This window comes from Mesorhizobium sp. ORM8.1, assembly GCF_053005525.2.
This window is the reverse complement of record NZ_CM132600.1, coordinates 3,025,397-3,051,960: the sequence shown is the minus strand read 5'-3', so window position 1 is coordinate 3,051,960 and position 26,564 is coordinate 3,025,397. Positions and strand designations below refer to the sequence as shown.

The following is a 26,564-nucleotide window of genomic DNA, read 5'->3' as shown; positions in this document are numbered from 1 at the left end:
GAAGGGAAGAATGATCCCTTTTTGTTCCAATTTTTCTTGGCGATCGGCCCACGTCGCGCTACCTGTTGCGCGTGACCGAGCAGCCGCGCCTTGCAAAACAGAATGCCGCCGTTCTCCTGCCCGAACCATTCGTCAGATGGTTCGGCGAAAAAGCTGGTCGCCGCGCGCCCATCAGCTTGAACTGCTGGTGAAAGCTCAAGCTGGACAATCGGTGCTGCTGATCGCGCCGACCGGCGCGGGTAAGACACTGGCCGGCTTCCTGCCTTCGCTCACCGAGCTCGCCAACCGGCCCAAACGAAAGCCCGGCGCGGCGCATCGTGGCATCCACACGCTCTATATCTCGCCACTGAAAGCGCTGGCCGTCGACATCGAGCGCAATCTCGGCAAGCCGGTCGAGGAAATCGGGCTGCCGGTGACGATCGAGACGCGCACCGGCGACACCCCTTCGCACAAGCGCCAGCGGCAGAAATTGGTGCCGCCGGATATCCTGCTCACCACGCCCGAGCAGCTTGCGCTGCTGATCGCCTCGAATGACGCCAGGCGCTTCTTCGAGGATCTGCGCTACGTCGTGCTCGACGAGCTGCATTCGCTGGTGACGTCGAAGCGCGGGCACTTGCTCGCGCTCGGACTGGCGCGGTTGCGGGCCTTCGTTCCCGGGCTGCAGACCATAGGTCTATCAGCCACCGTGGCCGAGCCCGACGAATTGCGCCGCTGGCTGGTTGCACAGAACCCAGCGGGCGAAATGGCCGGGCTGATCACGGTTGCCGGCGGGGCCAGGCCCCACATCTCCATCCTCGACTCGCGTGAGCGCGTGCCATGGTCCGGCCACTCGGCCCGCTATGCCATTCCCGAAATCTACGAAGCGATCAAAGAGCACCGCACCACGCTTCTGTTCGTCAACACCCGCAGCCAGGCCGAGCTTCTGTTCCAGGAGTTGTGGCGGGCCAATGAGGATTCGCTGCCCATCGCGCTCCATCATGGCTCGCTCGATGTCGGGCAGCGCCGCCGCGTCGAGAAGGCGATGGCCGACAATGCGTTGCGCGCCATCGTCGCCACATCGACGCTCGATCTCGGCATCGACTGGGGCGACGTCGACCTCGTCGTCCATGTCGGCGCACCGAAGGGCGCCAGCCGGTTGGCGCAGCGCATCGGCCGTGCCAACCACCGCATGGATGAACCGTCGAAAGCGATCCTCATCCCGGCGAACCGCTTCGAGGTGCTGGAATGCCGCGCCGCGCTCGACGCCAACTATCTTGGCGCGCAGGACACGCCGCCGTTGATCAAGGGCGCGCTGGATGTGCTGTCGCAGCATGTGCTGGGTGTCGCTTGCGGCGGCCCGTTCGACGCCGATCTTCTGTTCGAGGAAGTGCGCAGCGCCGCCCCCTATGCCGCGCTGGAGCGTGCCACCTTTGACCGCGTCATCGATTTCGTCGCCACCGGCGGCTACGCGCTGAAGAATTACGAGCGCTATGCCCGTATCCGCCGGAACAAGGATGGGCTGTGGCGCGTCTCGCATCCGAGCGTCGCGCAACAATACCGCCTGAATGTCGGCACCATCGTCGAAATGCCGGAGCTCAACGTCCGCTATGTGCGCCAGGGCCGGGGCATGGCCGGTCGCGGCGGACCGGTACTCGGCAAGATCGAGGAGTATTTCGCCGAGACGTTGCGCCCCGGCGACAATTTCCTGTTTGCAGGCAAGGTGCTGCGCTTCGAAGGCATTCGCGAAAACGAATGCGTCGTCTCCAACGGCGCCGGCGCCAACATCATCGTGCCATCCTACGCCGGCGGTAAGTTTCCGCTCTCGACCTATCTCGCCGAGCAGGTGCGCGGCATGCTGGCCGACAGCGACCGCTGGAAGCTGCTGCCTGAACAGGTCGCCGACTGGCTTCGGATCCAGGAAGAGAAGTCGGTGCTGCCGAAACGCGGCGACCTTCTGGTCGAGACCTTTCCGCGCGGCAATCGCCACTACATGGTCGCCTATCCCTTCGAGGGGCGGCTGGCGCATCAGACGCTGGGCATGCTTTTGACGCGCCGGCTGGAGCGGGCACAAGCCAGGCCGCTCGGCTTCGTCGCCACCGACTATTCGCTCGCCGTCTGGGCGCTGGACGATATGGCGGCGCTGTTCAAGGCCAAGAAGCCGTCACTGGCCGCTCTCTTCGACGAAGACATGTTGGGCGACGATCTTGAGGACTGGCTGAACGAGAGCTGGATGCTGAAGCGCACGTTCCGCACCTGCGCCGTCATCGCCGGGCTGATCGAGAAGCGTTATCCCGGACAGGAGAAAAGCGGGCGCCAGGTGACGGTTTCGGCTGATCTGATCTACGACGTCCTGCGCAGCCACGAGCCGGACCATATCCTGCTGCAGGCGACCCGTACCGATGCCTCGGCTGGATTGCTCGATGTCAGCAGACTTGGGGAGATGCTCTCGCGTGTGCGCGGTCAGATCATGCATAAGCATCTCGACCAGATCTCGCCGCTGGCGGTGCCGGTGATGCTGGAGATCGGCAAGGAATCGGTCAATGGCGGCGCCAACGACACACTTTTGATGGAAGCCGCCGACCTGGTCGAAGAGGCGATGGGCCGAAGTTAAACGAGCTGAGAGTGCAGAGGGGATGAATTTTTCGCTGTCGCGTGCAACCCTGATCGCCGAGGCCGACCTTGTCGGCATCGCCGGTGAGCGCGCGGTCTGCGACCGGCGAGGGGTGCTTTATTTTCCCGATCTGCGTCTTCTCGCGGTTTCCGATCTGCATCTCGAAAAAGGCTCGTCTTTCGCCAAGCGCGGCGCGCTGATCCCGCCCTATGACACCGGCGCGACCTTGCTGCGGCTGCAGTCGGTCATCGCCGACTACCAGCCGCGCATCGTCGTCAGCCTGGGCGATTCCTTCCATGACGGCGGCGGTGCCGAGCGCATGCACCAGAGCTTCCGCGAACGGCTGGAAGCGATGATGGCCGGGCGCGACTGGTTCTGGGTAGCGGGCAACCACGATCCGGAGGCGCCTGCCGACCTGCCGGGCGACACGGTGAGGGAACTCGCCGTAGGCTCGCTGCTCTTCCGCCATGAGCCTTCCAAAGCTCGGGTCGAAGGCGAGATTTCTGGGCATCTCCATCCCTGCGCGCGCATCGTCCAGCGCGGACGTTCGGTGCGGCGGCGCTGCTTTGCCGGCGACGGCGGCCGCATGATCATGCCGGCCTTCGGCGCCTATACCGGCTCGCTCAATGTGCTCGATCACGCCTATTCCGGCCTGTTCCGGTTGGAAACGCTAATGGCCTATATGCTCGGCGCCGAGCGCATCTTCGCCATTTCCAGCTCGATGCTCAAGCCTGGTTAAAGTCGTTCAACGTCAGAGGTGGGGCTCAGGTCTTATTCGGCGCAACTTGGATGCGGTCAAGCGCTCTTTGTGCGCCACTATATCCCTGCGCTGCCGAGCGTTTTAGCCATTGGACCCCAAGGTCTGTATTCCGCTCAATCCCAACGCCCTTGAGATACATCACTCCTACGTTGAATTGGGCTTTGCCGTTGTTGAGCTGAGCAGCTTTTTCGCACCAATAAAAGGCTAGCTTAGGGTTTTTATCTTTAGCTTCACCGGTCAGGTAAGCGGAAGCCAAGTTAATCTGCGCGTCAACATTACCTTGCTCCGCTGCCTTTGTTGACCAAAAGATCGCGTCGGCACCACTTTTGGGAACTCCTTTTCCGACGAGATACACATATCCAAGATATTGCTGAGCTTCGGATAAGCCCTGGGTCGCCGCCCGGCGCCAGAGCTTCGCCGCTCCGGCATCATCCAGCGGAACGCCCTTACCCCAGGAATACAAAAGTCCAAGGTTCAACTCGGCTAGTGCTAGGTCCTGATCCACCGCCTTGCTCCACCATTCGGCAGCTTCGGAATAATCCAGTGGAACGCCAAGCCCCCTGGAATACAGAAATCCAACGTTAAATTGGGCGATGGCATCACCCGTTTGGGCGAGCGCCGTCCATTCTCTGTACGCTTCCGTATAGTTCTTCGCTTTGAAGGCGGCGTCGGCTTCCAGCGCTCCTGCCATCAAATCGTGGGGCGCAAGGATAGACACAAGTGCAAAGAAAAATCCGCGTGCAAGACAAGTCGGAAAGCGAACAGTCGCGAGTTTCATCGATTGATCTAGGAATAGAGAGCTGGAACGAGCTTCAACGTCGAGTCCACCATTACTGTAATATTGAATTTCACTTTCGTCCAGAAGCTAGGTAAAAATTAAATACGGCCACCTATCGCCCGTAATAGAGCGTGACCGTGTGCTTCGCCTCGGCGAAGAACAGCCAGCGTTCAACGAGCATGCCAGCGAGCTGCAGTGGTGCAGCAAGTACCGATGCCAATGCCGCGAAAGGCCACGGCGCTAAAAAGGCGGCAGCGAGCAGCAGAGCGGGCGCCGCGAATGCGAGAGCCTGTGTGACCAACCGCAACTTCGCGCCGTGCTTGCGCGCAACGCGAAAACCCATCTCCTTGAGCAGATAATTTTCTTCCGTGTGCGGCCATTCGATCGACCGCACCGTGCCACCGGCCAGGCCCGTCGCCGTGTTGGCGGTCGTCGGGATGTCGAGCCGGTCATTGTGCCGCCATGTCGCGAGCTTCCAGCCCCAACCGACAAGCGTGGCAAGCAGCGCACAGGTCAGCACCGCGCTCGAGCCGACGTTGAAACCCTGGAGCAGGGCATTGGCGAGAACGCCCCCGTCATCGCCGCAAAGATCAGATAAGCCGGCAAAGTATAGCGGCTGTGCCATTGCGCGATCGGCTTCAGCGAGGCGTAGATCATGCCGGTCGTACAGACGGTCACCACCGCGCCCACCGCCGCCAGCAGCCCGGCGACTGCCACCCATCCGCCGCTGCGGCCGAAAAACACCCAGCCGATGCCGAACATACAAGCTGGAATGAAGGTCGCAACCGACGCCACGCCTTCGCGCGACAGCCACGAGCTGCGCCATTGCGAGAAGGCGCGCCAGGCCCGCTCCGGCCGGCCGAGATGGCCGGTCGACGACAGCAATCCGGCCGCGATCAGGCCGAGTGCCAATCCCATACCGATAAAGCCCAGCCAGAAATCAACCGGAATGAAGCCCGGTCCGCCCAGCGCGCCAAGCAGCGCCAGCAGGCCGTAACCGGCGCCGGTAGCGGTGGTGAAGAAAACGACGGAAAAGGCAGGATGCATGAGCGCTAGTTCGAGAGCATGCGGTCGATCCAGCCGAGAAAGCCGCCTTCCGCCTTGATGGACTCCAATGCCGGCGCGTCTATCTTGGCCGCCCGCTCGCTGCGGGCGCGTGGCGGCAGATATCTGTTAGTCGGCTTGTAGCCAAGCTCCGGCATCAGGGCGACGCCGCCGCGTTCCTCGACAAGCTGTGAGATCGCCGAGGCTGGATCGCCGAGATCGCCGAAATGCCGGGCGCTGGTCGGGCAGGCGGCGACGCAGGCCGGCACGCGATCGTCTTGCGCCAGATTGTCGTTATAGATGCGGTCGACGCAGAGCGTGCATTTCTTCATCACGCCGACATCGGTGTCGAACTCGCGTGCGCCATAGGGACAGGCCCAGCTGCACAATTTGCAACCGATGCACTTGCTCTCGTCGATCAGCACGATGCCGTCCGAGGCGCGCTTGTAGGAGGCGCCGGTCGGGCAGACGGTGACGCAGGCCGGCGTCTCGCAATGCAGGCAGGAGCGCGGGAAGTTGACGGTGCGGCCGCCGGCCTCGGTCGTGTGCTCGTAACTATGTACGCGGTTGAACCAGACGCCGTCGACATGTCCGCCATAGGGATCGATATCGGTGAGCGGCGCCATGTGACCGCCGGTGTTCCATTCCTTGCAGGCGGTAACGCAGGCTTGGCAGCCGACGCAGGTGTCGAGGTCGATGACGAGGCCGAGCTTCTTGTCGGTATGGGCGGGAAGACAGGTCATTCGGCGGCTTCCCTCTTGGCACGAAACTCGGCGCCGAAACGGAGCACGTCGGGCGCAGCTGCGAAATGCGGCGGCTGTCGGAAGCGCTCGAATTGCGGTTCGGTGAAGCCGGCCTCCTCGGCCGCGCATTTGACTATGCGCACCCTGAGGTCGAACCACGCCGCCTGGCCGGTGACGGGGTCGGAATTGGAGTAGCGCCGGCCGTCGGCATTCGCGGATGTCTGGTCGCCGATGATGTGGTTGAGCAGGAAGCCGCGGTTGCTCTCTGCCGCGTCGTCCTTCAGCCCCCAGCTGCCGCGTCGCTTGCCGATCGCATTCCAGGTCCAGACCGTATCGACATTGACGCCGTCAATCAGCTTGATCTGCCCCTTCACGCGGCCGTTGATGCTCTCGATCCACACCCAGTCGTCGTCGACAAGGCCAAGCTTGGCGGCGGTCTCGTGATGCACGAACAACCGGTTCTGGCTGGTGATCTGCCGCAGCCACGCATTTTGCGACCCCCAGGAATGGTACATGTGCATTGGCCGCTGCGTCAGCGCGTGCAGTGGGTATTGTCCAAGGTCGACGGCATCTTCCTCGAAGGGCGCATACCAGAAAGGCAGCGGGTCCATATAGGCTTCGATACGGCCGCGCTCGGCCTCCGGCGGCTGCACCTTGCCGTGGCCGCGCGCGGCTAGGCGAAAGCGCTGCATCGGCTCCGCGTAAAGCTGGAAGATGATCGGCTCGGCCGTCGGCACAAAACCCATCTCGACCGCGAAGTCGAGATAAGAGCGGTTGCCCATCTTGTAATAGCGCTGGTCGGCGGAAAAATCGTGATGCCAGAAGCCGCCATTGTCGATGTAGCGCTGCAACTGGTCCGGATTGACGCCGCCCTTGCCGCTCGCGCCGCCATCCTTGCCGCGCCAGCCGGCGAGCGGCCCGATGCCGGGCGTGCGCTCGTGGTTGACGATATAGTCGGCATAATCGCGATATCTCGCGGAGCCGTCCTCGCTCACGAAGCCCGGCAGGCCAAGCCGCGCGCCAAGTTCGATCAGCACCGACTGGAACGGCCGCACATCACGGTCCGGCTGGACGACCGGATGGCGGATGGCGTCGCCCGGTCCGTCGGCATGGCTGATCGGCCGGTCGAGCAGGCTGATGCAGTCATGCCGTTCCAGATAGGTCGTGTCGGGCAGCACCAGGTCGGCAAACGGCACCGTCTCGGAATAATAAGCGTCGGAATAGATGATGAAGGGGATCTTGTAGTTGTCGGCCTCGTCCCGGTCGGTGAGCATGGCAATGGTCTCGACGGTGTTCATCGAGGAGTTCCACGCCATGTTCGACATGTACATCATCAGCGTGTCGATCGGGTACGGATCGCCGGCCCAGGCATTACGGATGACCGTGTGCATCAGCCCGTGCGCGGCCAAGGGCGCGTCCCAGGAATAGGCCTTGTCGATGCGGGTAGGTCGTCCAGTGTCATCGACGAGCAGATCGTCCGGCCCGCACACGAAACCGAGCGGCATGCCGTCCAGCGGCGTCATCGGCTGAATAGTCTTGCCGGCGGGCTTCGGCCCGGGCGGCGACTGGCGCGGGTAGGGCGGTTTGAAGCGAAAGCCGCCGGGGACATCCACGGTGCCGAGCAGCACCTGCAGGAGATGGATGGCGCGGCAGGTGTGGAAACCATTGGAATGGGCCGAGATGCCGCGCATGGCGTGCATCGAGACCGGCCGGCCCTTGATCGTCTCGTGCCGGCGGCCGGCCCAGTCGGTCCAGGCGACAGGCAGTTCGATCGTCTGCTCGAAGGCGACATGCGCCAGTTCCGCCGCGATGCGGCGGATCGTTTGGGCATCGACGCCGCAGCGCTCGGCGACCGCGTCCGGCGAGTAGCTCTCGTCGAGATAGCGTTCGGCCATCAGCTGGAAGACCGGCACGCAGCGCCGTCCGTTGACCGTATAGTTGCCGGTCAGCGCCGGCTTCGCCTCCGGATCGGCCGCCTTGACCGATTGCTTCGCCACCCTGTCCCGTGCAAGCGGATTGCCGTCGGCGTCGCGCACGAACAGCCCGTCATCGGACGCGCCCGGCTCCTGCACGACCAGCACCGGCGCGTTGGTGTAGCGCAGCAGATAGTCAAGATCGACGCGCCCGGCCTTGAGCAGTTCGTGGACAAGCGCCAGCACGAACAGCCCGTCCGTCCCCGGGCGAATGCCGATCCAGTCGTCGGCGATGGCATTGTAGCCTGTCCGGCAGGGATTGATCGACACCACCTTGGCGCCGCGCGCCTTGAGCTTGCCGAGGCCGATCTTGATCGGATTGGAATCATGGTCCTCGGCAACGCCGAACAGCATGAAGTATTTCGTATTGTCCCAGTCGGGCTCGCCGAACTCCCAGAACGAACCACCGATCGTGTAGAGCCCGCCGGCCGCCATGTTGACCGAGCAGAAGCCGCCATGCGCCGCGAAATTGGGCGTGCCGAATTGCGAAGCCCACCAGCCGGTCAGCGATTGCGACTGGTCGCGCCCAGTGAAGAAGGCGAGTTTCTTCGGGTCGCTGTGCCGGATCGCCGACAGCCGCTCGGTGGCTATCGAGAAGGCTTCCTCCCACTCGATCTCGCGGAATTCGCCCGAGCCGCGCGGGCCCGAGCGCAACAATGGCTTGCGCAGCCTTGCCGGGCTGTAGTGCTGCATTATGCCGGAACTGCCCTTGCCGCAGATCACGCCCCGGTTCACCGGATGGTCTTTGTTGCCGTTGATGTAGCGGATCTTGCCGTCCTTGATGTGGACATCGATGCCGCAGCGGCAGGCGCACATGTAGCAGGTGGTCTTGGCGATACGGTCGGAGACAACGGGCGAGGTATCGACGCCGTCGCCTTCGGCCGGCGCTCGGCTGTCGGCCAGCGGCCGTTGCGAGGAGCGGAATTGGCGCCGCGCGTGTCGCGCATCATGAGCCGCGAGCGCTCTGGCCGCACGCCGTCTTGGCCTTCGTCTTCGGTCCCGGTCCGCGCATATAGTGCAGTTCCGGGTGATAACGCTCACCAGCCAGTTGCCGCCGCAGGCGACGGGTCCAGTGCGCGAAAACGGATTTGAAGCGCCCGATCATTTCCTGCCTGGCCGTGGAACGGCCAATTTTTTCCAACTTCCGGCAAAAACTTAGAACAAAGCAATTGATGCGTCTAACAAGCAGCTCTTGTAATTCCGATCGATTTTGCTTCTTAGTTATCCCATGACTCTCGATCAATTGCGCATCTTCGTGGCGGTCGCCGAACTTGGCCATATGACCAAGGCCGCCGAGCGTCTCGGCATTTCGCAATCCGCCGCCTCGGCTGCCATCCGCGCGCTTGAAAACCAGCATGGCGTGCGGTTGTTCAACCGCGTCGGCCGCAACATCGAGCTTGCGCAGACCGGTCATCGTTTCCTGCCGGAGGCGAAAGCGGTCCTGGACCGCGCCGCGGCTGCGCGTGGCATGCTGGAGGATGTCTCGCAGACCGTCACCGGCAGCCTGTCGATCGCCGCCAGCCAGACCATCGCCAGCTACTGGCTGCCGCGCCGCCTGGCGTCGTTCCACGAGGCCTACCCGGCGGTGAAGCTGAGCGTCACGATCGGCAACACCAGGCAGGTCGAGACCAATGTGCTGGACGGCCGCGCCGATTTCGGGCTGGTCGAGGGCCGCACGGAATCCGATGTCCTGCGTCGCGTCACGGTGAACGAGGATCGCATGATGCTGGTGGTGGCGAACTCATATCCTGAAATTCCGATAACGAGGGCGGGAAAGCTCGACATCAGGGCATTGCGCTGGATCATCAGGGAGGGCGGGTCGGGCACGCGCGAGGCGCTGGAGGATTTCGCGCATGGCGAAGGTGTCCCGCCGGCGGAATTGCAGATATTCCTTGTTCTGCCCAGCAACGAGGCCGTGCGTCAGGCCGTGGAAGCCGGCGCCGGGGCTACAATCATCTCGGAGCTCGTTGTCGCGCGCTCGCTGGCCGAGGGTAGCCTCAGGGCAGTGCCGGTCGATTTGCCGAAGCGCGACTTCGCCATGATCACCCACCGCGACCGGCAAGCGAGCCTCGCCCAGATGGCGCTGAAGGCGCATTTGGGTGGCAGGGTCGGCTGAAGGGCGTCAGGACTGCATCTGGACTGCGTTCTGAGAATGCTGATTATCGCAAACGCCCGCGATTGGCCGATGCCTCGAACTTCGTCATCCTTGGGCGTAGCGACGCGAAGCGGAGCGCAGACCCGAGGATCCATGCCGTTACCTTGATCGTAGAACACAGCGGAGCAGAATTCTGCACCGTAGCAACGCGTCGAAGTCACGGAATGGATCCTCGGGTCTGCGCCGCGTCGCTTCGCTCCTTGCTCCGCCCGTGGATGACGAAGAGACGGGCGCTTCGGCTAATCTCCTGGCCATGCCCGCCGCTACCGGATGCACTTGCGGCGAAACCTGGCTCTCAGGCGAACTTTCGCCGCGCATCGAGCGCCAGGCCAAGGCCGACGGAGCCGAACATATCGCCTTCGATAACCGAGGCCTGCGGCACCAGCGAGAGGATTTCCCGCTTCGCCAGCGGGATAGCGGTCGAACCGCCGGTGAGGAACACGGCGGTGATGGCGGCAGCGTCAACGCCGGCATCGGCGATCGTCTGCCGGACTGTCGCTGTGACCCGTTCGATGTCGCCGCCAATCGTCTCCTCGAGGCCGGCGCGCGTAATCTCGGCCGCGAAGCGCGCGCCGGGCAGCGATACTTGCACGTTCGCCGAAGGCTGGTCGGTGAGCGCGATCTTGGCCCTTTCGACCAATCCGGCAAGCGCATGCCCATAGCGATGCTCGACGATGCGAATGAAACGATCGACAAGGTCGGGCCGTTCAGCCTCGTAGCGGACCTGTCTGAGGTCGGTCATCGCCTTGGCGGTGTAGACGAGGTTGATGCGCTGCCAAGTCGCGAGGTCGACGAAATAGGCCGCGGGCAGGTTGCGCTTGTGGTCCTTGGTCCGCGTCAGATAGCCGAGTTCAGGCATGACATGGGCTATGCTGAGCAGCCGGTCGAAGTCGGTGCCGCCGATATGGACGCCGCGATTGGCCAGGATGTCGTCCTTGCGGTCGGTCGAGCGGGCGCGCTCCGGCGAGACGCGCACGATCGAGAAGTCGGACGTGCCGCCGCCCATGTCGACGATCAGCGCCAATTCCTCGCGGACGACTTTCTGCTCGTAATCGAGCGCCGCCGCGATCGGCTCGAACTGGAAGGCGATGTGCTTGAAACCTTGCGCGTGGGCGGCCTTTTCCAGCTCACCCTGCGCCTTTGCGTCCGCGGCCCTGTCGTCGTCGACGAACTGCACGGGGCGGCCGAGAACCACGCTCTCCACCGGCGCGCCGGCGTCCTGCTCGAGCCGTTTCTTCAAATGGCCGACAAACATGCCGACAATGTCGATGAAGCCGATCTGGCGTGTCTTGATGCGCGTCTTCTCATTGGCGAGCGAACTGCCGAGCACGCTCTTCAGGGACCGCATCAGCCGGCCCTCGATGGCGTCGGTATAGTCAGCGATCGCACGGCGGCCGAAATAGGTGTGGCCGTCCTCGAAATTGAAGAAGACCGCGCTTGGCAAGGTGGGCTGCTCGCCTTCCAGTGCAACCAGTCGTGACTGGCCGTTGCGGATCACGCCGACGGTGGAGTTGGACGTGCCGAAATCGATGCCGCCGAATGCCGTTTGCATCGCAGCCTCCTGTCATTGCTTTGGCAGGATCGCTGGCGACGCCAAGCGCGCCGTCATCCGGATGGCCGGACGCTCTGCCGAACTAATTGTGCGTGTTTACCCTTGGGCCGGGAGGCGGCGGTTTATCGTATGATCGCCTGAAGGGAAACCCCTTGCGGGAAAATGGGTTTCCATTTTTCCGGCGCCTTCAATCCTTGCGGAAGACCAGCCGTCCAAGCCAGCCGGTGATCATCGCGAGCGACACGGCGAACACGCCGTAGAGGAAGGAATACTCATGCGCGACGCGGAAGATAGACTGCTCGAAGCCGGATTTGCGGATTTCGAGCTGGGCCGAGCTTTCCTTGATGAACAAGCCGCTCTTGAACAGGAACGCGCGGGCTTTATGGGTCCCAACAGGCACATTGGGCGCCAGCCGCACCGTGGCGCGAAACAGGTTCTGCGACAGGAACTGCACGCCGCCGATATTCTCGCTGTAGAGCCCCGTCGCCGTCTTGCGGTCGCGTAGCGCCGCGGTGAATTCCTCGATGGTCGCCGGGCTGTCGTTTTCGTCGGCGGGCATCATGTAGAGATTTTGCGGGCCGAGCGAGAGCTGCTTGTATTTGCTCGGCTCGGCGATGTCTTGCAGCGGCCGCGTCGTGGCGACCGAATAAGACACCGGCACATTCTCGAAAGTCTCGGACTCGAGGTTCACCCAGACGCCGAGCACCCTGTCCTTGCGGCGGACAACGACAGGCCGCGGCGGGCCTTCGAGCACGACGATGACGTCGTAGCGCCCTTGACGCGCGATCAGCGGGTCGGGGTTTTCCAGCGATCCGAAGATGGTGAGGTCGGCGCCGGAAAACCCTGCCGTGATCGAAACGGCGTCGGTCGACAGGCCGATCTGGATACTCTCGGGGACCGGCGCCTGCGCCGTTGCCGGTGACAGGGCAAAGAGCAGCGAAAGCAGGACCGTGGCGACAGACGCTCGCAATTGCGCCATCAGTTCAGGCCCGCAGCGGTGAGCGAGTAGAGATTGGGCGGCGTCACGAAAAGATCGATGGCAAGGCGGATGGCGACGGCCAGCACCAGCATCGCCAGCAGCGCGCGCAACTGTTCGCCGCGCAGCCGCTGGCCGGCCTTGGCGCCATATTGCGCGCCGGCGACCCCGCCGGCCATCAACAGGAAGGCCAGCATCACATCGACGGTCTGATTGGTGGTGGCGTGGACCAGCGTGGTGAAGGCCGAGGTGAAAATGATCTGGAACAGCGAGGTGCCGATAACGACGTTTGTTGGCACTTTCAGCAGATAGATCAGCGCCGGCACCATGATGAAGCCGCCGCCGACGCCGGTGACTGACGACAGAAAGCCGATGCTCGCGCCAAGGCCAAGCACCGGAATGACACTGACGAACACCTTCGAGGCCCTGAACCGCATCTTCAGTGGTAGGCGATGGATCCAGTTGTGCTGGCCGGATTTCTTCAGCACCGGCGCCGCGCCGCTGCGCGTGGCGCGCAGCACGCTGACGCTCTCGATCAGCATGATCGTCCCAACGGTGCCGAGCAGGGCGACGTATGAGAGCGAGATGAATAGGTCGAGCTGGCCGAGCCGGCGCAGGAAGGCGAAGACGAAGATGCCCGCCGTGGAGCCGACGATGCCGCCAGCCAGAAGCACGCCGCCCAGCTTGAAGTCGAGCGTGCCGCGCTTCATGTGCGACAGCGCGCCAGAGAAGGAGGACGCGATGACCTGGTTGGCGCCGGTTGCCACCGCGATCGCCGGCGGAATGTTGTAGAAGATCAAGAGCGGCGTGATCAGGAAGCCACCGCCGACCCCGAACATGCCCGACAGAAAGCCCACCGCCGCGCCCATCGCCAGCAGCACGAAGACGTTGACGGAAATTTCCGCGATCGGGAGATAGATGCCCACCCGGCTGTCTCGAACAGTTTGCTTGTCGGCGAATGCCGCCGTTTGGGCAGTATCGCACCGAAAAGCCAATTTTTTCTTGCACCGACGCGGCGGCGGGCCAAAGCCCGCCGCCGCGTCGAAACAAAAACCATCTCAATCAGTTAACAGGCAAATGTGTGGCAAGGCGTCGCGTATGCGACGCCTCTGCCGTTATTTGTGCGCCAGCAGCGCTTTGACCAGCGGTGCGTCGACCTCGCCGGTGGGCTTCATCTTGTTGTCGGTCTGGAAGGCCATGATGGCGGTCTTGGTCTTGCCGCCCATCACGCCGTCGGCGCCGCCGGCGTCGTAGCCATTCTTGTTGAGGATCAACTGGATGTTCTTGACCGCCTTCTTCATGTCGATGCTGGCGGTCGTCTGCGGGGTGCTGTCCTGCCAGGATTCGGGAATGTCGGCCGAGTTGGCGGCGGCGTTGAGCGGCTTTGCCTTCCACAGCTCGGTGGCGGCGCGCGCCCGCTCGAGCTGCTCGGGCCGCAGCGCATTGGCGATCTCGTCGCGCTTGGCGGCGGCGTCCTTGTCGCCGGTCTTGGCGACCAGCGCGAACCATTTGTAGGATTCCTCCAGGTTCTGCTTCATGCCGACGCCCTTGGCCGCCAGGATGCCGAGATTGAACTGGCTGTCCTTGACGCCGAGGTCGGCGGCTTCCTGGAACCAGCGCGCGGCGGACTCATTGTCGGTCACCCCGTCCGCCGCCATTGCGAACAGCACCGCCAGATTGTGCATGGCGCTGGCGTTGCCTTGTTCGGCGGCGAGCTGGTAGTAGCTCTTGGCCTTCTTGAGATCGCGCGCGACGCCGATGCCCTTCTCATAGAAATTGCCGATGCGGTATTCGCCCGGCGCAAAACCGAGCTCGGCCGACTTCTGGTACCACTTGGCCGCCGTCGCCATGTCTTCCTTGACGCCGCGCGATTCGGCGTAGCGCGAGCCGATCTCGAACAGCGCCTTGGCGTCACCGCCGGCGGCGGCATCGCGCAGAGCGATCGGGCCGATCTCGGAAGGAATGTCGGCCTTGGTCGCGGTCGTTACGGCCTGTTTGTCGGCCGGCGGCACCGCGCCGGTCATGTCAGCGGAAGTGGCGGCCGGTGCACCGGTTGCTGAGCTGTCGGTTGCCGGATTGACCGCCGCCGGTTCCTTGGCCATCGGCTGCGTGTCACCGTCCGTATCGATCGCGGTAGCGGCGGCAGGCCCGGATGGTGTCGCGACAGCCATCGGAACCGGCGCCGGCTCCGAAGGCGCGGCAAGCGCCACTGGAGCGGGTGCCGGCGTGGCCGGGATCGCGACAGTCGGCACCGCGATAGCAGGCGGTGCTGTGGCGGATGCGTCAGCGCTGGATGGCGCCGGCGGATTGTCCTTTACGGGCTCGGCCTGCCGGACTGAACGATCCGACGCGCTTTCGGGCTGCGCGGCATTGGTATCGGTCTTCGGCGCGCCGTTGGCGTTAAGCGAAGCGGTTTCGACCGCCGGCGCGGAGATCACCGGCGCCACGTCATTGCGGGCCACCGGCGCGGGATCGGACAGGAACGCCTTGCCGAGCTGCAGGCCGGCCAGCGCCATCATGATGGCCGCGGCGGCCATCAGGATCGGCTTGCGGCGGGCCTTGAGCAGGTCGCCTATCCGCAACGCCTTCACCGGGCCGGTCATCGTCGACTGCCGCTTCAGCGTGTCGGCCTCTGCGGCCGCGGCCTGCGCCGCGCGCCGCGCCGCTGCGATGAAATCGGACTTGGCGGCATCGGTCTCGGTGCGTTTGACAGGCTGGCCGCGCTCGTCGCGCACGCGCTTCATGATGGCGTTTAGGTCGGGCGCGCCGGAGCCGGGCTCGAGCGGTCTGTTGGCGGCCTTGGGGTCGAGCGGTTCGTCAATGTCGACGCTTGGAATGTCGGCCATCGGCGCCGACCCGGCAAGCGGCAAGGTCTCGGCGTCCTTCTTGCCTTTGAAGGCGCGCGCCAGTCCGCTGAACATCGACTTCTTGCCACCGGCCCTCTCGCCTTTCTCGGCGATCGCATCCGGTCCGAGGGCCGCCATGGCGGCCGCCGCGGCTGCCTCGGCTGGCGTGCGCTGCGGGGCCGGATCATTGCGCAGGATGGCGGCGGCGCGGCCCTCGAGATCGGCCATGTCTCCGCTCAGCGGCAGCGGCTGGTCGATGTCCATGGAAGGCGCGTCCTGCACCGCGATCTTGCCGCCGCGGCCGCGCATGCCGGCCGGGTCGACCAGTTCGCTGACCGCTTCGCTGGGCTCCGTCGTCTCCAGCGAACCGAGCCGGTCGACGATCTTGAGCAGCGTGTCGTGGATCGCCTCGAAAGTCCGCGAGTTGCGCTCGTCGGAGCGGCGGGTGAGCGCCTCGAGCGTCTTCAAATCCTGCGCGAGGCCGGCGACCGCGGTCGCGTTGGTCGCGGCCGTGCTGGAGCTCGACTCGGCGATTGACCGGACGGCGCTCTCGGCCGCTTCGCGCGCCACGCTGAGGATGGAATCGTGCGTGCCGGCCAGCGACTTCTCGATCTCGCTGAGGCGCGGGCTGATGTCCTCGAATTCCGGCAGCGGCACGCCCGGCTTGGAAAGATGCGCCGACAGCCCCGCCACCTGCGCTTCCAGGCTGCGGATCAGCGCCGGATCGATACCGGCCACCTGCTGTGCCGACGATTCAAGCCGGCTGGAAATGTCATCGAGCCGGGTTTCCAGGCCACGGATCGCCATGTCGTTGGCGGGATCGGGTGCGCGCGTCTCGATGCGCTGGGCGAGCGCCGTGAAGCGGGCGTCGATCGCTTCCATGATGCCGGCGCTGTCGTCTTGCCGCATACGCTGGTCGAGCCTGTCGGCAACTTCGTCCAGCCGCCGCTCGAGGTCGCGAAACAAGATGTTGCCCTGTTCGATCGCATCGCCCTGGCGGCGCTCGAACAGCATCGACAGCGCGTCGAAGCGCTGCTCCAGGCCCTGGAAGATGTGGTCGGTGTCCGGCATGGCCGGCGCGCGGTCCATCTTGTCAGTGATCAGGGCGATCTGCTTGCCGAGGCGCTCCATGGCCTGTTCCGGCAGGTCGCCACGGTCGGCGAGCTGGTCTACCCGGCTGGAGAGAAGGTTGAGGCGGTCGATGACCTCGGCGCCTGGCCGCGATTGCGCGACCTCCTCGATCTGCTGCGCCAGCGAAGCGATGCGTTTTTCGATGCGGCCGAACGTCTCCGGGTCGAAGGCATTGGCCTGTGCCGCCACCGTCGAGGCGACGATGGCGCGCGAAATCTCGTCCAGCCGCTCGTCGATCATGGCCAGCGTCTCGCTGCCGCGCGTCGTCTGCTGGCTGGCGAAACGGTCGACCGCGCCGGCTAGCATGCGCACTTTTTCTTCCAGCGAGCGCACCGACAGCGATTCCGGCAGATTGTTGACGGCACTGCCGATCTGCTCGAGCCTGTCGGTCAGCACCGACAGGTTCGGCCCGTCGGCGCGGCTGCGCTGGTCGGCGTCGACGCGATCCTCAAAAGCGCTCCAGCGGCGGTCGAAATCATCCCAGCGGCGGTCGACCTTCTGCACGCTTTCCTCGCGCGCCAGCGTGTCGAGGGCCGACTTGACCTGTTCCAGCTCAAGCCGCAGCAGATTGACGCTGCGGTCGTCACTCTTTTCGGCAAGCGTCTGGATGGCGCCCGAAAGGCGCTCGAATTCGAGGCCGAGCTCGGCGCTGCTCTTATCCGGCAGCCCTTTCGGCTGTGAGCCGTGCAGGCTGTTCGCCTGCATGGCGCGGTCGATGTCCTGGCGCAGCGTATCAAATTCGCGCTGCAGGCCGGCGGTCATCTGGTGGCGCAGTTCCTCGCGCAGCCCGCGCAGTTCGACGGCGATCTTGCCGACCATGGCGACGCCGTCTTCCTGGCCGCGTACCCGGTCGATGTCGCGCGCGATCGCCTGATAGTTCTGGCCGAAGGCGGAAGCCGGGTTCTGCGGCGCGCGACTTGGTGCACTTGGATTCTGCGGCGCGGGGTTTTGCGGTCCGCGTTCCGGAGGCCGTTGCGCGGAATAGGGGTCCTCATACCAGCGCGGCTGACCATAAGGCTGTGCGCTGGCATAGCGCGGCTCGACGGCCGGCCGGCGCGGATCGGGGCGCTGCTCGGGCATCTCGGCGCGCGTGCGGTCCAGCCGCTGTTCCAGCGTTTCGAGCGAGCGGTTCAAGTCTTCGAGCGAGGTGTGCGGCCGACGCTGTCTGCCGGCGTTGAGTGTATCGAGATAGGACCGCTTGCTGTTCATCGATGCGCCCGTATTCAGAATGGCCGGCCAATGGCCGGTTTCCCAGTATCCTGCCGGCAACGAAGCGGACCGAGCGGTTTTGCCGCGGAGGAAGACGAGCTTCCCGGGTTTTCACCCGCGCTTCGAAAAACCGTGAAAAAATTCACTACAGGATAGCCACGGGTGACCGACATGCGCACAATTCGCCTAACGTGGTAAACAAGGCGTTAACCAAGCTTAAGAAGTTGCGCATAATCGTGAGCCGCCTGCGCGTGGTGCGGCATAAAGGGTCCTTTAGACAACGCCCTTGCGTCACCCTGCGGCTCTCGATATAGGATTGACGTAAACGTAAAAGGTGCAAAGCGTGCCTCTTGCGATTGACTTGTTGCAACCACGATTGGAAGCACGCCCCCGCTTCCATTCCGGCGACGCTTGGTCCGAGACCGCGACGCCACCAGGGGAAAGCTAGTGACCATGATACTTGTTTCGCCCGGCGAAGCCGCGGCCAACACCAACAATGACATATCGGCCGAGGCCGGTGAGGACCTGGTCCGCATCGGCGAGATGGCCAAGAAATATGGCGTTACGCTGCGTACGCTGCGTTTCTATGAGGACAAGGGCCTGCTCAATCCGAAGCGCGACGGTTCGACCCGTCTCTACACGCGCCGCGACAAGGCCCGGCTGAAGCTGATCCTGCTTGGCCGCAAGGTCGGCTTCTCGCTGCGCGACGTCAAGCAGATGATGGATCTCTACGATCCGAGTGGCTCCAACACCAAGCAGTTGCGGCTGGCGCTCGACAAGTCGGAAAAGCAGCTCGCCCGCCTGCAGAAGCAGCGCGCGCTGATCGACGACGCCATCAACGAACTGAGCGGCTCGATGACGGCCGTGCGCCAGATGCTCACCGAGCGCGCCGCGCCGTCGCAAGCAAGCGTGGCCGGCTGATCGCAGCCGACATCAACTGCGCTTGATACCGGAATCAAGAGCCGCACGGCTGTAGCCGTGCGGCTTTTTTGTTGCCACTATCGCGCCGCCTGCCAAATTTTTTCTGACTGCGACCTTGTTGACGTTTACGCAAACGTCAATATTTGTTATCGGGGCATCGACATTGGTCTGGCCTCTCGTCCGGGACATGGACGAGAACTTGCCGGCTGGCCAGGACCGCAAGGGTGGAGGAAGGCATGACGATCTACAGGGCGCCGGTTCAGGACACGCTTTTCGTCCTCAACGATGTGCTGGGCTACCAGCGCTACTCCAATCTTCCGGGCTTCTCGGACGCCACGCCGGACGTGCTCGAGGCGATCCTCGCCGAAGGCGCCAAGCTTGCCGAGAATGTCATGCATCCGCTCAACCGCGTCGGCGACATGGAAGGCTGCGTGCGTCACGACGACGGCTCGGTCACCACGCCCAAGGGTTTCAAGGACGCCTATGACCAGTACCGCGAGGGCGGCTGGATGGGGCTGGCGGCGCCAGCCGAGTTCGGCGGTCAGGGCTTGCCTTACGCGGTCCACACCGCGGTCTCGGAATATATGATCTCCGCCAACATGGCGCTGATGATGTATCCCGGCCTGACGCAAGGCGCGATCGCGGCCATCGTCACCCATGGCACGGACGAGCAGAAGACCACCTGGCTGCCCCGGCTGATCGAGGGCAGCTGGACCGGCACCATGAACCTGACCGAGCCGCATTGCGGCACCGATCTCGGTCTCTTGCGCAGCAAGGCCGTGCCCAATGGCGACGGCACTTACAGGATTTCCGGCCAGAAGATCTTCATCTCCGCCGGCGAGCACGACATGTCGGACAACATCGTCCATCTGGTGCTGGCCCGCGCCGAGGGCGCGCCGGAAGGCGTCAAGGGCATCTCCCTGTTCATCGTGCCGAAGTTCAAGCTCGATGCCGCCGGCAATCCGGATGAGCGCAACACGCTCTCCTGCGGCTCCATCGAGGAGAAGATGGGCATCCACGGCAACTCGACCTGCGTCATGAATTACGACGAGGCCGAGGGCACGTTGCTCGGCGAACTGAATGGCGGCCTCAAGGCCATGTTCACGATGATGAACGAGGCCCGCCTCGGCGTCGGCTTGCAGGGCCTCTCGGTCTCCGAGATCGCTTACCAGAACGCCGTTTCCTACGCCAAGGACCGACTTCAGGGTCGCTCGCTGTCGGGCGCCAAGGCGCCGGACAAGAAGGCCGACCCGATCATCGTCCACCCCGACATCCGCCGTTCGCTGATGACCATGAAGGCCTTCAACGAGGCCGGCCGCGCGCTGGCGCTGTGGACGGCGATCAAGTCCGACATCGCGCATCGTTCCGAGGACGAAAAGGATCGCCAGGCGGCCGACGACTACACCGGCCTGATGACGCCGGTGGTCAAGGGCGTGCTCACCGACAAGGGTTTCGACCACGCGGTGATGGCGCAGCAGGTGTTCGGCGGCCATGGCTATATCGAAGAGCACGGCATGAGCCAATTCGTGCGCGATGCCCGCATCGCCATGATCTATGAAGGCGCCAATGGCATCCAGGCGCTCGACCTTGTCGGCCGCAAGCTCGGCCTGAATGGCGGTCGCGCCGTGCAGGCCTTCTTCAAGGATGTCGGCGAGTTCTGCGAGGAAAACCGCGCCGACGAGAAGCTGGCGCCGTTCACCAAGGCGCTGAAGAAAGGTCTCAACGACCTGCAGGCTGCGACGATGTGGCTGCTGCAGAACGGCATGGCCAAGCCCGACAATGCGGGTGCCGCCTCGACCGATTACATGCATCTCTTCGGCCTGGTCGCGCTCGGCTATATGTGGGCGCGGATGGCTCGGTCCGCCCAGGCAAAGCTCACGGAAGGCGCCAACGGCGCGTCCACTTTCTACGACAACAAGCTGGTGACGGCGCGCTTCTTCATGGAACGGATCATGCCGGAGACGACGAGCCGTCTCGCTCGCATCTCCAGTGGCGCGGACACGCTGATGGCACTGCCGGCGGAAGCGTTCTAAGCTTCGCCGAAGGCCGGCTTCGCCGGCACACAATGCGTGGAGGATAAACGTGGCGACCAACCCGGCCGACATTCTCGGCCTTCCCAAACCCGCCTGGGCGGCGGATGAGGTCGCCATGCTCTACGACATGGCAACCCGCTTCATGTCGGAAGAGATCGCGCCTCGCTACGACGAGTTCGAGAAGAACGAGATGGTCGACCGCGAAAGCTGGCTGAAGGCAGGTTCCGCCGGCCTGCTCTGTGCCTCGATGCCGGAGAAATATGGCGGCTCCGGCGGGACCTTCGCGCATGAGAGCGCCATCATCGAGGCGATCGGCCATGTCGGCGTCGACGGCTTCGGCATCGGCCTGCACAATGCGATCGTTGCCCCCTACATCCTTCATTACGGCTCCGAGGAGCAGAAACAGAAATGGCTGCCGAAGCTCGCCACCGGCGAGCTGATCGGCGCCATCGCCATGACTGAACCGGGTGCCGGTTCCGATTTGCAAGGCGTCAAGACGCGGGCGCAGAAGGACGGCAACCAGTACAAGATCAACGGCTCCAAGACCTTCATCACCAACGGCCAGCTTGCCAATCTCATCATTGTCGTCACCAAGACCGATCCCGAAAAGGGCGCCAAGGGCACATCGCTGATCGTTGTCGAGACCGACGAGGTCGAGGGTTTCCAGCGTGGCCGCAACCTCGACAAGATCGGACTCAAGGCCAACGACACCTCCGAGTTGTTTTTCAACGACGTGCGTGTGCCGACCTCCAATTTGCTCGGCCATGAGGAAGGGCAGGGCTTCATCCAACTGATGCAGCAGCTGCCGCAGGAGCGGCTGCAGATCGGCACCGGCGCGATCGCCATGATCGAGCGCGCGCTGGCGCTGACAATCGAATACGTCAAGGAACGCAAGGCCTTCGGCAAAGCGATCATCGATTTCCAGAACACCCAGTTCAAGCTGGCCGAGCTGAAGACCGAGGCGACCGTCGGCCGTGTTTTCTACAATGACTGCGTCACCCGCCACATCGATGGCGGCCTCGATCCGGTCACCGCATCGATGGCCAAATACTGGCTGTCCGACCTGCAGGGCAAAGTCGTCGACGAGTGCCTTCAATTGCACGGCGGCTATGGCTACATGAATGAATACCCGATCGCCCGAATGTTCCGCGACGCCCGTGTCCAGCGCATCTACGGCGGCACCAACGAAATCATGAAATTGCTGATCGGGCGCTCTCTGAGCGATACGACCGGCAAAGCCAAGGAGCACGAGAATGACTGAGGCTTACGTCTATGACGCCGTGCGCACGCCGCGCGGCAAGGGCAAGAAGGATGGCTCGCTGCACGAGGTGCCGGCCGTGCGGCTTGCCGCCCGGACGCTGGAAGCGTTGCGCGACCGCAACGGCCTCGACACCGGCAATGTCGACGACATCATCTTCGGCTGCGTCGATCCGGTCGGCGAGGCGGGATCGGTCATTCCGCGCGCCGCCGCTTTCGAAGCCGGCTATGACACCAAGGCGCCGGGCATGCAGATCTCGCGCTTTTGTGCTTCCGGCCTCGACGCCATCAATTTCGGCGCCGCCAAGATCGCGCAAGGGGCGGACGAGATCGTCATTGCCGGCGGTGTGGAATCCATGTCGCGCGTCGGCATGGGCGCCTCCGGCGGCGCCTGGTTCATGGACCCGTCCGTCGGCCTGCCCGGCTGGTTCGTGCCGCAAGGCATCTCGGCCGACCTGATCGCCACCAAATATGGTTTTTCGCGCGACGACGTCGACGCCTATGCGGTCGAGAGCCAGAAGCGCGCCGCCAAGGCCTGGAGCGATGGGCATTTCAAGAATTCGGTCATCCCGATCAAGGATCAGAACGGCCTGACCATCCTCGACCATGACGAGCACATGCGGCCCTCGACCGACATGCAGTCGCTCGCCTCGCTCAATCCGTCCTTCGTCATGCCGGGCGAAATGGGCGGCTTCGACGCGGTTGCCGTGCAGAAGCACCCTGAGGTCGAAGAGGTCAACCACGTCCACCACGCCGGCAATTCGTCGGGCATCGTAGATGGCGCCGCAGCGGTGCTGCTCGGCTCCAAGAAGGCCGGCAAGGCGATGGGCCTCAAGCCGCGCGCCCGCATCCGCGCCTTCGCCAACATCGGCTCCGAGCCGGTGCTGATGCTGACCGGTCCGGTCGACGTCACCGAGAAGTTGCTGAAGCGCGCCAAGATGAAGCTGTCGGACATCGACCTGTTCGAGCTCAACGAGGCCTTCGCCTCCGTGGTGCTGCGCTACATGCAGGCCTTCGACATTCCGCATGACAAGATCAACGTCAATGGCGGCGCGATCGCCATGGGCCATCCGCTCGGCGCCACCGGCGCGATGATCCTGGGCACGGTGCTGGACGAGCTCGAGCGCCGGGATTTGAACACCGCATTGGTCACGCTCTGCATCGGCGCCGGCATGGGCACCGCCACGATCATCGAACGCGTCTGACGGGGAGCGGCTTGTTGGTCACAGCCGAAGTGCCATATGGGTCAGACAATGATCGCTGATCTCAGGATCGTGCCGCAAGATCTGCCGTGGTTTCCATCGGGGCCCTCGGTGCGTGCGGCAAGCCTGGCAATCGGGGCCGTTCTGCTCTGGTCCACGTGGCCGATGCTGGCGACTTTTGCACAGCCGGCACCACCGATGCTGGTTTTCGGCCTGGCGGCTGCCGTTGGCTTCTGTGCCATGTTCATCCGTGCCGCCCTGGCTGGCACCGTGGCGGGATTCGTCAGCATCCGTCCGGCGACCATGCTCTTCGTAGCCACGGGCCTCTTTGCCAACAACCTTCTCTATCTCCTGGCCATGCCGCGGATCGGACCGGCCGAGGCGAATGTGATCGCCTATCTGTGGCCAGTCATGCTGGCCGGCATGGGAGCGCTCGTCGGCCGTAGCGGTCTCACGGTCGTGCAGGGCCTGGGCATTGCCACGGCTCTCGTTGGCGCAGTGATCGTGATCGGCCCGCAGTTTGCGGGAGGCCTTGATTTCGTTGGCGTGACGTTCGCCTTTGCCAGCGGCTTCGTCTTTGCCGTCTATGCCCTGATCCGGTCTTATGGACGCGAGGCCAACGACATCATCGGCCCTTCCATGGGATTGATCGCTGTGGCCGGCATCGGCCTGCATTTCCTTCTGGAACCGCCCGCCACGTTGGATACCGTGCAAATGCTTGCCATCGCGGGCATCGGCGTTGCGCCGCTTTCGCTCTCCAACATGCTCTGGGACCAAGCCGGCCGCACCGGCAAGCTGGCGCTGATCTCGGCTATCGCCTTTTTCACCCCTTTGGTGCACTTCTGCTGCTCAGCGTCTCGGGGGTCGCCCAAGTGACGGCCGCTGCATTCGCTGGTGCAGCCTTCATCGTCATCGGCGCCTTTGCCGCCGCCAACTTTTTCAGGAAAACGAAGGGGACGCCCCAATGACCTACACCAATTTCACCCTGGACATCGACGCCGACGGCATCGCGCTCATCACCTGGGACAGCCCGGACCGTTCTATGAACGTCTTCACCGAAGAGGTGATGCGCGAGTTGAACGCCATCGTCGATCAGGTTGCCGGCGACGCCGCCATCAAGGGCGCTGTGATCACCTCCGGCAAGGACAGCTTCTCCGGCGGCGCCGACATCACCATGCTGCAGAAGATGCTCGCCACCTTCGCCGCCGACAAGCAGCAGGACCTCGACAAGGCGACCAGGGTGCTGTTCGAGAATGCCGGCTACATGACCGGCCTGTTCCGCAGGATCGAGACCTCCGGCAAGCCGTGGGTGTCGGCGATCAACGGCACCTGCATGGGCGGCGCCTTCGAAATGTCGCTCGCTTGCCACGGCCGCGTCGCCGCCGATTCCGAAAAGGTCAAGATGGCGCTGCCCGAAGTGAAGATCGGCATCTTCCCCGGCGCCGGCGGCACCCAGCGCGTGCCGCGGCTGACCGATCAGCAGCAGGCGCTGCAGATGTTGACCACCGGCCAGAACCTGTCGCCGCAGAAGGCGAAGGCCATGGGCCTGATCCACGAGGTCGCCGAGCCGGCCAAGTTGGTCGAGACCGCCAAGGCGATGATCAAAAACGGCCTGAAGGCCGTCCAGCCCTGGGACGAGAAGGGCTTCAGACTGCCCGGTGGCCAGATCTATTCGCCAGCCGGCTTCAACCTGTGGCCGCCGGCCATCGCCATCCTGCGCCGCGAGACCTATGGCAATTATCCGGCTGCCACCGCCATCCTGAAATGCGTCTATGAGGGCCTGCTGGTGCCGTTCGACACCGGTCTCAAGATCGAGCAGCGCTATTTCACCGAGATCATGCAGACCAAGGAAGCAGCGGCCATGATCCGCTCGCTGTTCCTGTCGTTGCAGGAATTGAACAAGGGTGCGCGCCGGCCGGCCGGCGTGCCGGACACCAAGTTCAAGAAGATAGGCATCCTCGGCGCTGGCTTCATGGGCGCCGGCATCGCCTATGTCACCGCAAAAGCTGGCATTCCCGTTGTGCTGCTCGACCGCGATCTGCCCTCGGCCGAGAAGGGCAAAGCGCATTCCGACAGCCTGATGGCCGATCAGGTCAAGAAAGGCCGCGCCAAGCCGGAGGACAAGGACAAGCTCCTGTCGCTGATCACGCCGACGGCCGACTATGCCGACCTTGCCGGCTGCGACCTCGTCGTCGAGGCGGTGTTCGAGGATTCAGGCGTCAAGAAGGAAGCCACCGAGAAGGCGGAAGCGGTGCTGAAGTCTTCTGCGATCTTCGCTTCCAACACGTCGACGATCCCGATCACGGGGCTGGCGAAGAATTCGGCGCGGCCGAAGAATTTCATCGGCATCCACTTCTTTTCGCCGGTCGACAAGATGATGCTGGTCGAAATCATCCTCGGCAAGAAGACGGGCGACAAGGCATTGGCCGTCGCGTTCGACTTTGTCCGCGCCATCAAGAAGACGCCGATCGTCGTCAACGACACGCGCGGCTTCTACGTCAATCGCTGCGTGCTGCGCTACATGTCGGAAGCCTACAAGATGCTGATCGAAGGCGTGCCTGCGCCGATGATCGAGAACGCGGCCAAGGCTGCCGGCATGCCGGTCGGCCCGCTGGCGCTGACCGACGAGACGGCCGTCGACCTCGCCCAGAAGATCATGAAGCAGACCATCAGGGATCTCGGCGAGAAAGCCGTCGATGCCAAGCAGATGGCGCTGATCAACACCATGGTAGACACCCATGGCCGCTTCGGCCGCAAAAATGGCAAGGGCTTCTACGATTACCCGGCAAAGCCGGCGAAGAAGAAGCTGTGGCCAGGCCTGAAGGATCTCTATCCGCAACTCGCGCCCGAGAAGGTCGATTATGAGGAGCTGAAAGAGCGCCTGCTGGTCACCATCGCGCTGGAGGCGGTGCGCGTCATGGAAGAGGGCATCGTCACCGATCCGCGCGAGGCCGATGTCGGCTCGATCCTCGCCTTCGGTTTCGCGCCGTTCACCGGCGGCGCGCTGTCCTATATCGACGGAATCGGCGCCAAGCGTTTCGTGAAGATCGCCAAGGGTCTGCAGAAGAAATATGGCGCCGAGTTCAAGGCGCCGAAGCTTCTGCTCGACATGGCCGAGAAAGGCGAGAGCTTCTACCAGCGCTTCGATCCGTATCAGAAGGGCGAGGTCAGAGAGGCCGCCTGACGACCCCGAAATGTATGTCTGGGGACGCATGGCGCGCACGATGGCCACGGCATCCAGCCGTGGCCCTTACATCGTGGGCGATGAAAGCCGGCGGGCCTTTCGTTGGCACCGCTTCGTCCTCGACAATGGCGAGACCGCCGCGCTGATCATGACCACCGGCGGCGTCTATGACCGTGGCAGTCGCCGCTTGGCCACGCAGCCAAGACACGC

Annotated in this window: 15 protein-coding genes and 3 pseudogenes; 9 read left to right on the top strand and 9 right to left on the bottom strand. The window is 63.8% G+C overall.

What is annotated here, in order from left to right; translation table 11 throughout:
- The first annotated feature begins 71 nt into the window (after positions 1 to 71).
- Positions 72 to 2,590 (top strand): annotated as a pseudogene (locus ACVDG8_RS15445) (ligase-associated DNA damage response DEXH box helicase).
- A 22-nt stretch (positions 2,591 to 2,612) separates the two neighbouring features.
- Positions 2,613 to 3,329: a ligase-associated DNA damage response endonuclease PdeM gene (pdeM, locus tag ACVDG8_RS15440; protein ID WP_447255424.1), complete on the top strand. Its 717-nt coding sequence runs from the start codon at positions 2,613 to 2,615 to the stop codon at positions 3,327 to 3,329.
- A gap of 25 nt (positions 3,330 to 3,354) precedes the next feature.
- On the opposite strand, the gene ACVDG8_RS15435 is transcribed toward pdeM, so the two are convergent.
- From ACVDG8_RS15435 to ACVDG8_RS15415, 5 genes and pseudogenes are all read right to left on the bottom strand, one after another.
- A complete protein-coding gene (locus ACVDG8_RS15435; protein ID WP_447255423.1) occupies positions 3,355 to 4,128 on the bottom strand; it encodes a tetratricopeptide repeat protein in 774 nt (257 codons plus the stop codon).
- A gap of 112 nt (positions 4,129 to 4,240) precedes the next feature.
- Positions 4,241 to 5,175 (bottom strand): annotated as a pseudogene (locus ACVDG8_RS15430) (dimethyl sulfoxide reductase anchor subunit family protein).
- 5 nt (positions 5,176 to 5,180) lie between these two features.
- Complete coding sequence (locus ACVDG8_RS15425; protein ID WP_447255421.1) at positions 5,181 to 5,915, bottom strand: 4Fe-4S dicluster domain-containing protein; 735 nt, start codon at positions 5,913 to 5,915, stop codon at positions 5,181 to 5,183.
- Positions 5,912 to 8,838 (bottom strand): annotated as a pseudogene (locus tag ACVDG8_RS15420) (molybdopterin oxidoreductase family protein). The gene ACVDG8_RS15425 and the pseudogene ACVDG8_RS15420 overlap by 4 nt, the downstream one beginning before the upstream one ends.
- Positions 8,835 to 9,167 (bottom strand): hypothetical protein, encoded by a 333-nt coding sequence (locus ACVDG8_RS15415; RefSeq protein WP_455707896.1) that lies wholly within the window; start codon positions 9,165 to 9,167, stop codon positions 8,835 to 8,837. Before ACVDG8_RS15415 ends, ACVDG8_RS15420 begins: the two are co-directional and overlap by 4 nt.
- Here ACVDG8_RS15415 and ACVDG8_RS15410 point away from each other — a divergent pair.
- Positions 9,117 to 10,004, top strand: a complete 888-nt coding sequence (locus tag ACVDG8_RS15410; RefSeq protein ID WP_447255419.1) for a LysR substrate-binding domain-containing protein — start codon at positions 9,117 to 9,119, stop codon at positions 10,002 to 10,004. The genes ACVDG8_RS15415 and ACVDG8_RS15410 overlap by 51 nt on opposite strands.
- 334 nt (positions 10,005 to 10,338) lie before the next feature.
- Here the strand turns inward: ACVDG8_RS15410 and ACVDG8_RS15405 are convergent, their stop codons facing one another.
- From ACVDG8_RS15405 to ACVDG8_RS15390, 4 genes are all read right to left on the bottom strand, one after another.
- Positions 10,339 to 11,595 carry an Hsp70 family protein gene (locus ACVDG8_RS15405; protein WP_447255418.1) on the bottom strand — a complete coding sequence of 419 codons (1,257 nt, stop codon included), beginning with the start codon at positions 11,593 to 11,595 and terminating at the stop codon, positions 10,339 to 10,341.
- Positions 11,596 to 11,782: 187 nt separating this feature from the next.
- A complete protein-coding gene (locus tag ACVDG8_RS15400) occupies positions 11,783 to 12,574 on the bottom strand; it encodes a TIGR02186 family protein (protein WP_447255417.1) in 792 nt (263 codons plus the stop codon).
- The gene (locus ACVDG8_RS15395) at positions 12,574 to 13,497 is read right to left on the bottom strand and encodes a sulfite exporter TauE/SafE family protein (protein ID WP_447255416.1); all 924 of its coding nucleotides are present in this window, start codon (positions 13,495 to 13,497) and stop codon (positions 12,574 to 12,576) included. The genes ACVDG8_RS15400 and ACVDG8_RS15395 overlap by 1 nt, the downstream gene beginning before the upstream one ends.
- Before the next feature lie 189 nt (positions 13,498 to 13,686).
- The gene (locus ACVDG8_RS15390; protein WP_455707779.1) at positions 13,687 to 17,757 is read right to left on the bottom strand and encodes a peptidoglycan-binding protein; all 4,071 of its coding nucleotides are present in this window, start codon (positions 17,755 to 17,757) and stop codon (positions 13,687 to 13,689) included.
- A 453-nt stretch (positions 17,758 to 18,210) separates the two neighbouring features.
- Between ACVDG8_RS15390 and ACVDG8_RS15385 the strand changes: the two genes are divergently transcribed.
- From ACVDG8_RS15385 to ACVDG8_RS15360, 6 genes are all read left to right on the top strand, one after another.
- A complete protein-coding gene (locus ACVDG8_RS15385; RefSeq protein WP_447257357.1) occupies positions 18,211 to 18,678 on the top strand; it encodes a MerR family transcriptional regulator in 468 nt (155 codons plus the stop codon).
- A gap of 236 nt (positions 18,679 to 18,914) precedes the next feature.
- Positions 18,915 to 20,711, top strand: coding sequence for an acyl-CoA dehydrogenase (locus ACVDG8_RS15380; RefSeq protein ID WP_447255414.1), 1,797 nt, complete (start codon positions 18,915 to 18,917; stop codon positions 20,709 to 20,711).
- A gap of 49 nt (positions 20,712 to 20,760) precedes the next feature.
- Positions 20,761 to 21,972 (top strand): acyl-CoA dehydrogenase family protein, encoded by a 1,212-nt coding sequence (locus tag ACVDG8_RS15375; protein ID WP_455707778.1) that lies wholly within the window; start codon positions 20,761 to 20,763, stop codon positions 21,970 to 21,972.
- The gene (locus tag ACVDG8_RS15370; RefSeq protein ID WP_447255412.1) at positions 21,965 to 23,173 is read left to right on the top strand and encodes an acetyl-CoA C-acetyltransferase; all 1,209 of its coding nucleotides are present in this window, start codon (positions 21,965 to 21,967) and stop codon (positions 23,171 to 23,173) included. Before ACVDG8_RS15375 ends, ACVDG8_RS15370 begins: the two co-directional genes overlap by 8 nt.
- Positions 23,174 to 23,221: 48 nt before the next feature.
- Positions 23,222 to 24,046: a DMT family transporter gene (locus ACVDG8_RS15365; protein WP_447255411.1), complete on the top strand. Its 825-nt coding sequence runs from the start codon at positions 23,222 to 23,224 to the stop codon at positions 24,044 to 24,046.
- A gap of 88 nt (positions 24,047 to 24,134) precedes the next feature.
- Positions 24,135 to 26,354: a 3-hydroxyacyl-CoA dehydrogenase NAD-binding domain-containing protein gene (locus ACVDG8_RS15360; RefSeq protein ID WP_447255410.1), complete on the top strand. Its 2,220-nt coding sequence runs from the start codon at positions 24,135 to 24,137 to the stop codon at positions 26,352 to 26,354.
- The last annotated feature ends 210 nt before the right edge of the window (positions 26,355 to 26,564 follow it).

Excerpts from the sequence above, each read along its gene's own strand:
- pdeM (WP_447255424.1), top strand. The coding sequence starts at position 2,613 with ATGAATTTTTCGCTGTCGCGTGCAACCCTGATCGCCGAGGCCGACCTT.
- ACVDG8_RS15435 (WP_447255423.1), bottom strand. The coding sequence starts at position 4,128 with ATGAAACTCGCGACTGTTCGCTTTCCGACTTGTCTTGCACGCGGATTT.
- ACVDG8_RS15425 (WP_447255421.1), bottom strand. The coding sequence starts at position 5,915 with ATGACCTGTCTTCCCGCCCATACCGACAAGAAGCTCGGCCTCGTCATC.
- ACVDG8_RS15410 (WP_447255419.1), top strand. The coding sequence starts at position 9,117 with ATGACTCTCGATCAATTGCGCATCTTCGTGGCGGTCGCCGAACTTGGC.
- ACVDG8_RS15415 (WP_455707896.1), bottom strand. The coding sequence starts at position 9,167 with ATGGCCAAGTTCGGCGACCGCCACGAAGATGCGCAATTGATCGAGAGT.
- ACVDG8_RS15405 (WP_447255418.1), bottom strand. The coding sequence starts at position 11,595 with ATGCAAACGGCATTCGGCGGCATCGATTTCGGCACGTCCAACTCCACC.
- ACVDG8_RS15400 (WP_447255417.1), bottom strand. The coding sequence starts at position 12,574 with ATGGCGCAATTGCGAGCGTCTGTCGCCACGGTCCTGCTTTCGCTGCTC.
- ACVDG8_RS15390 (WP_455707779.1), bottom strand. The coding sequence starts at position 17,757 with ATGAACAGCAAGCGGTCCTATCTCGATACACTCAACGCCGGCAGACAG.
- ACVDG8_RS15385 (WP_447257357.1), top strand. The coding sequence starts at position 18,211 with ATGATACTTGTTTCGCCCGGCGAAGCCGCGGCCAACACCAACAATGAC.
- ACVDG8_RS15380 (WP_447255414.1), top strand. The coding sequence starts at position 18,915 with ATGACGATCTACAGGGCGCCGGTTCAGGACACGCTTTTCGTCCTCAAC.
- ACVDG8_RS15370 (WP_447255412.1), top strand. The coding sequence starts at position 21,965 with ATGACTGAGGCTTACGTCTATGACGCCGTGCGCACGCCGCGCGGCAAG.
- ACVDG8_RS15365 (WP_447255411.1), top strand. The coding sequence starts at position 23,222 with ATGATCGCTGATCTCAGGATCGTGCCGCAAGATCTGCCGTGGTTTCCA.
- ACVDG8_RS15360 (WP_447255410.1), top strand. The coding sequence starts at position 24,135 with ATGACCTACACCAATTTCACCCTGGACATCGACGCCGACGGCATCGCG.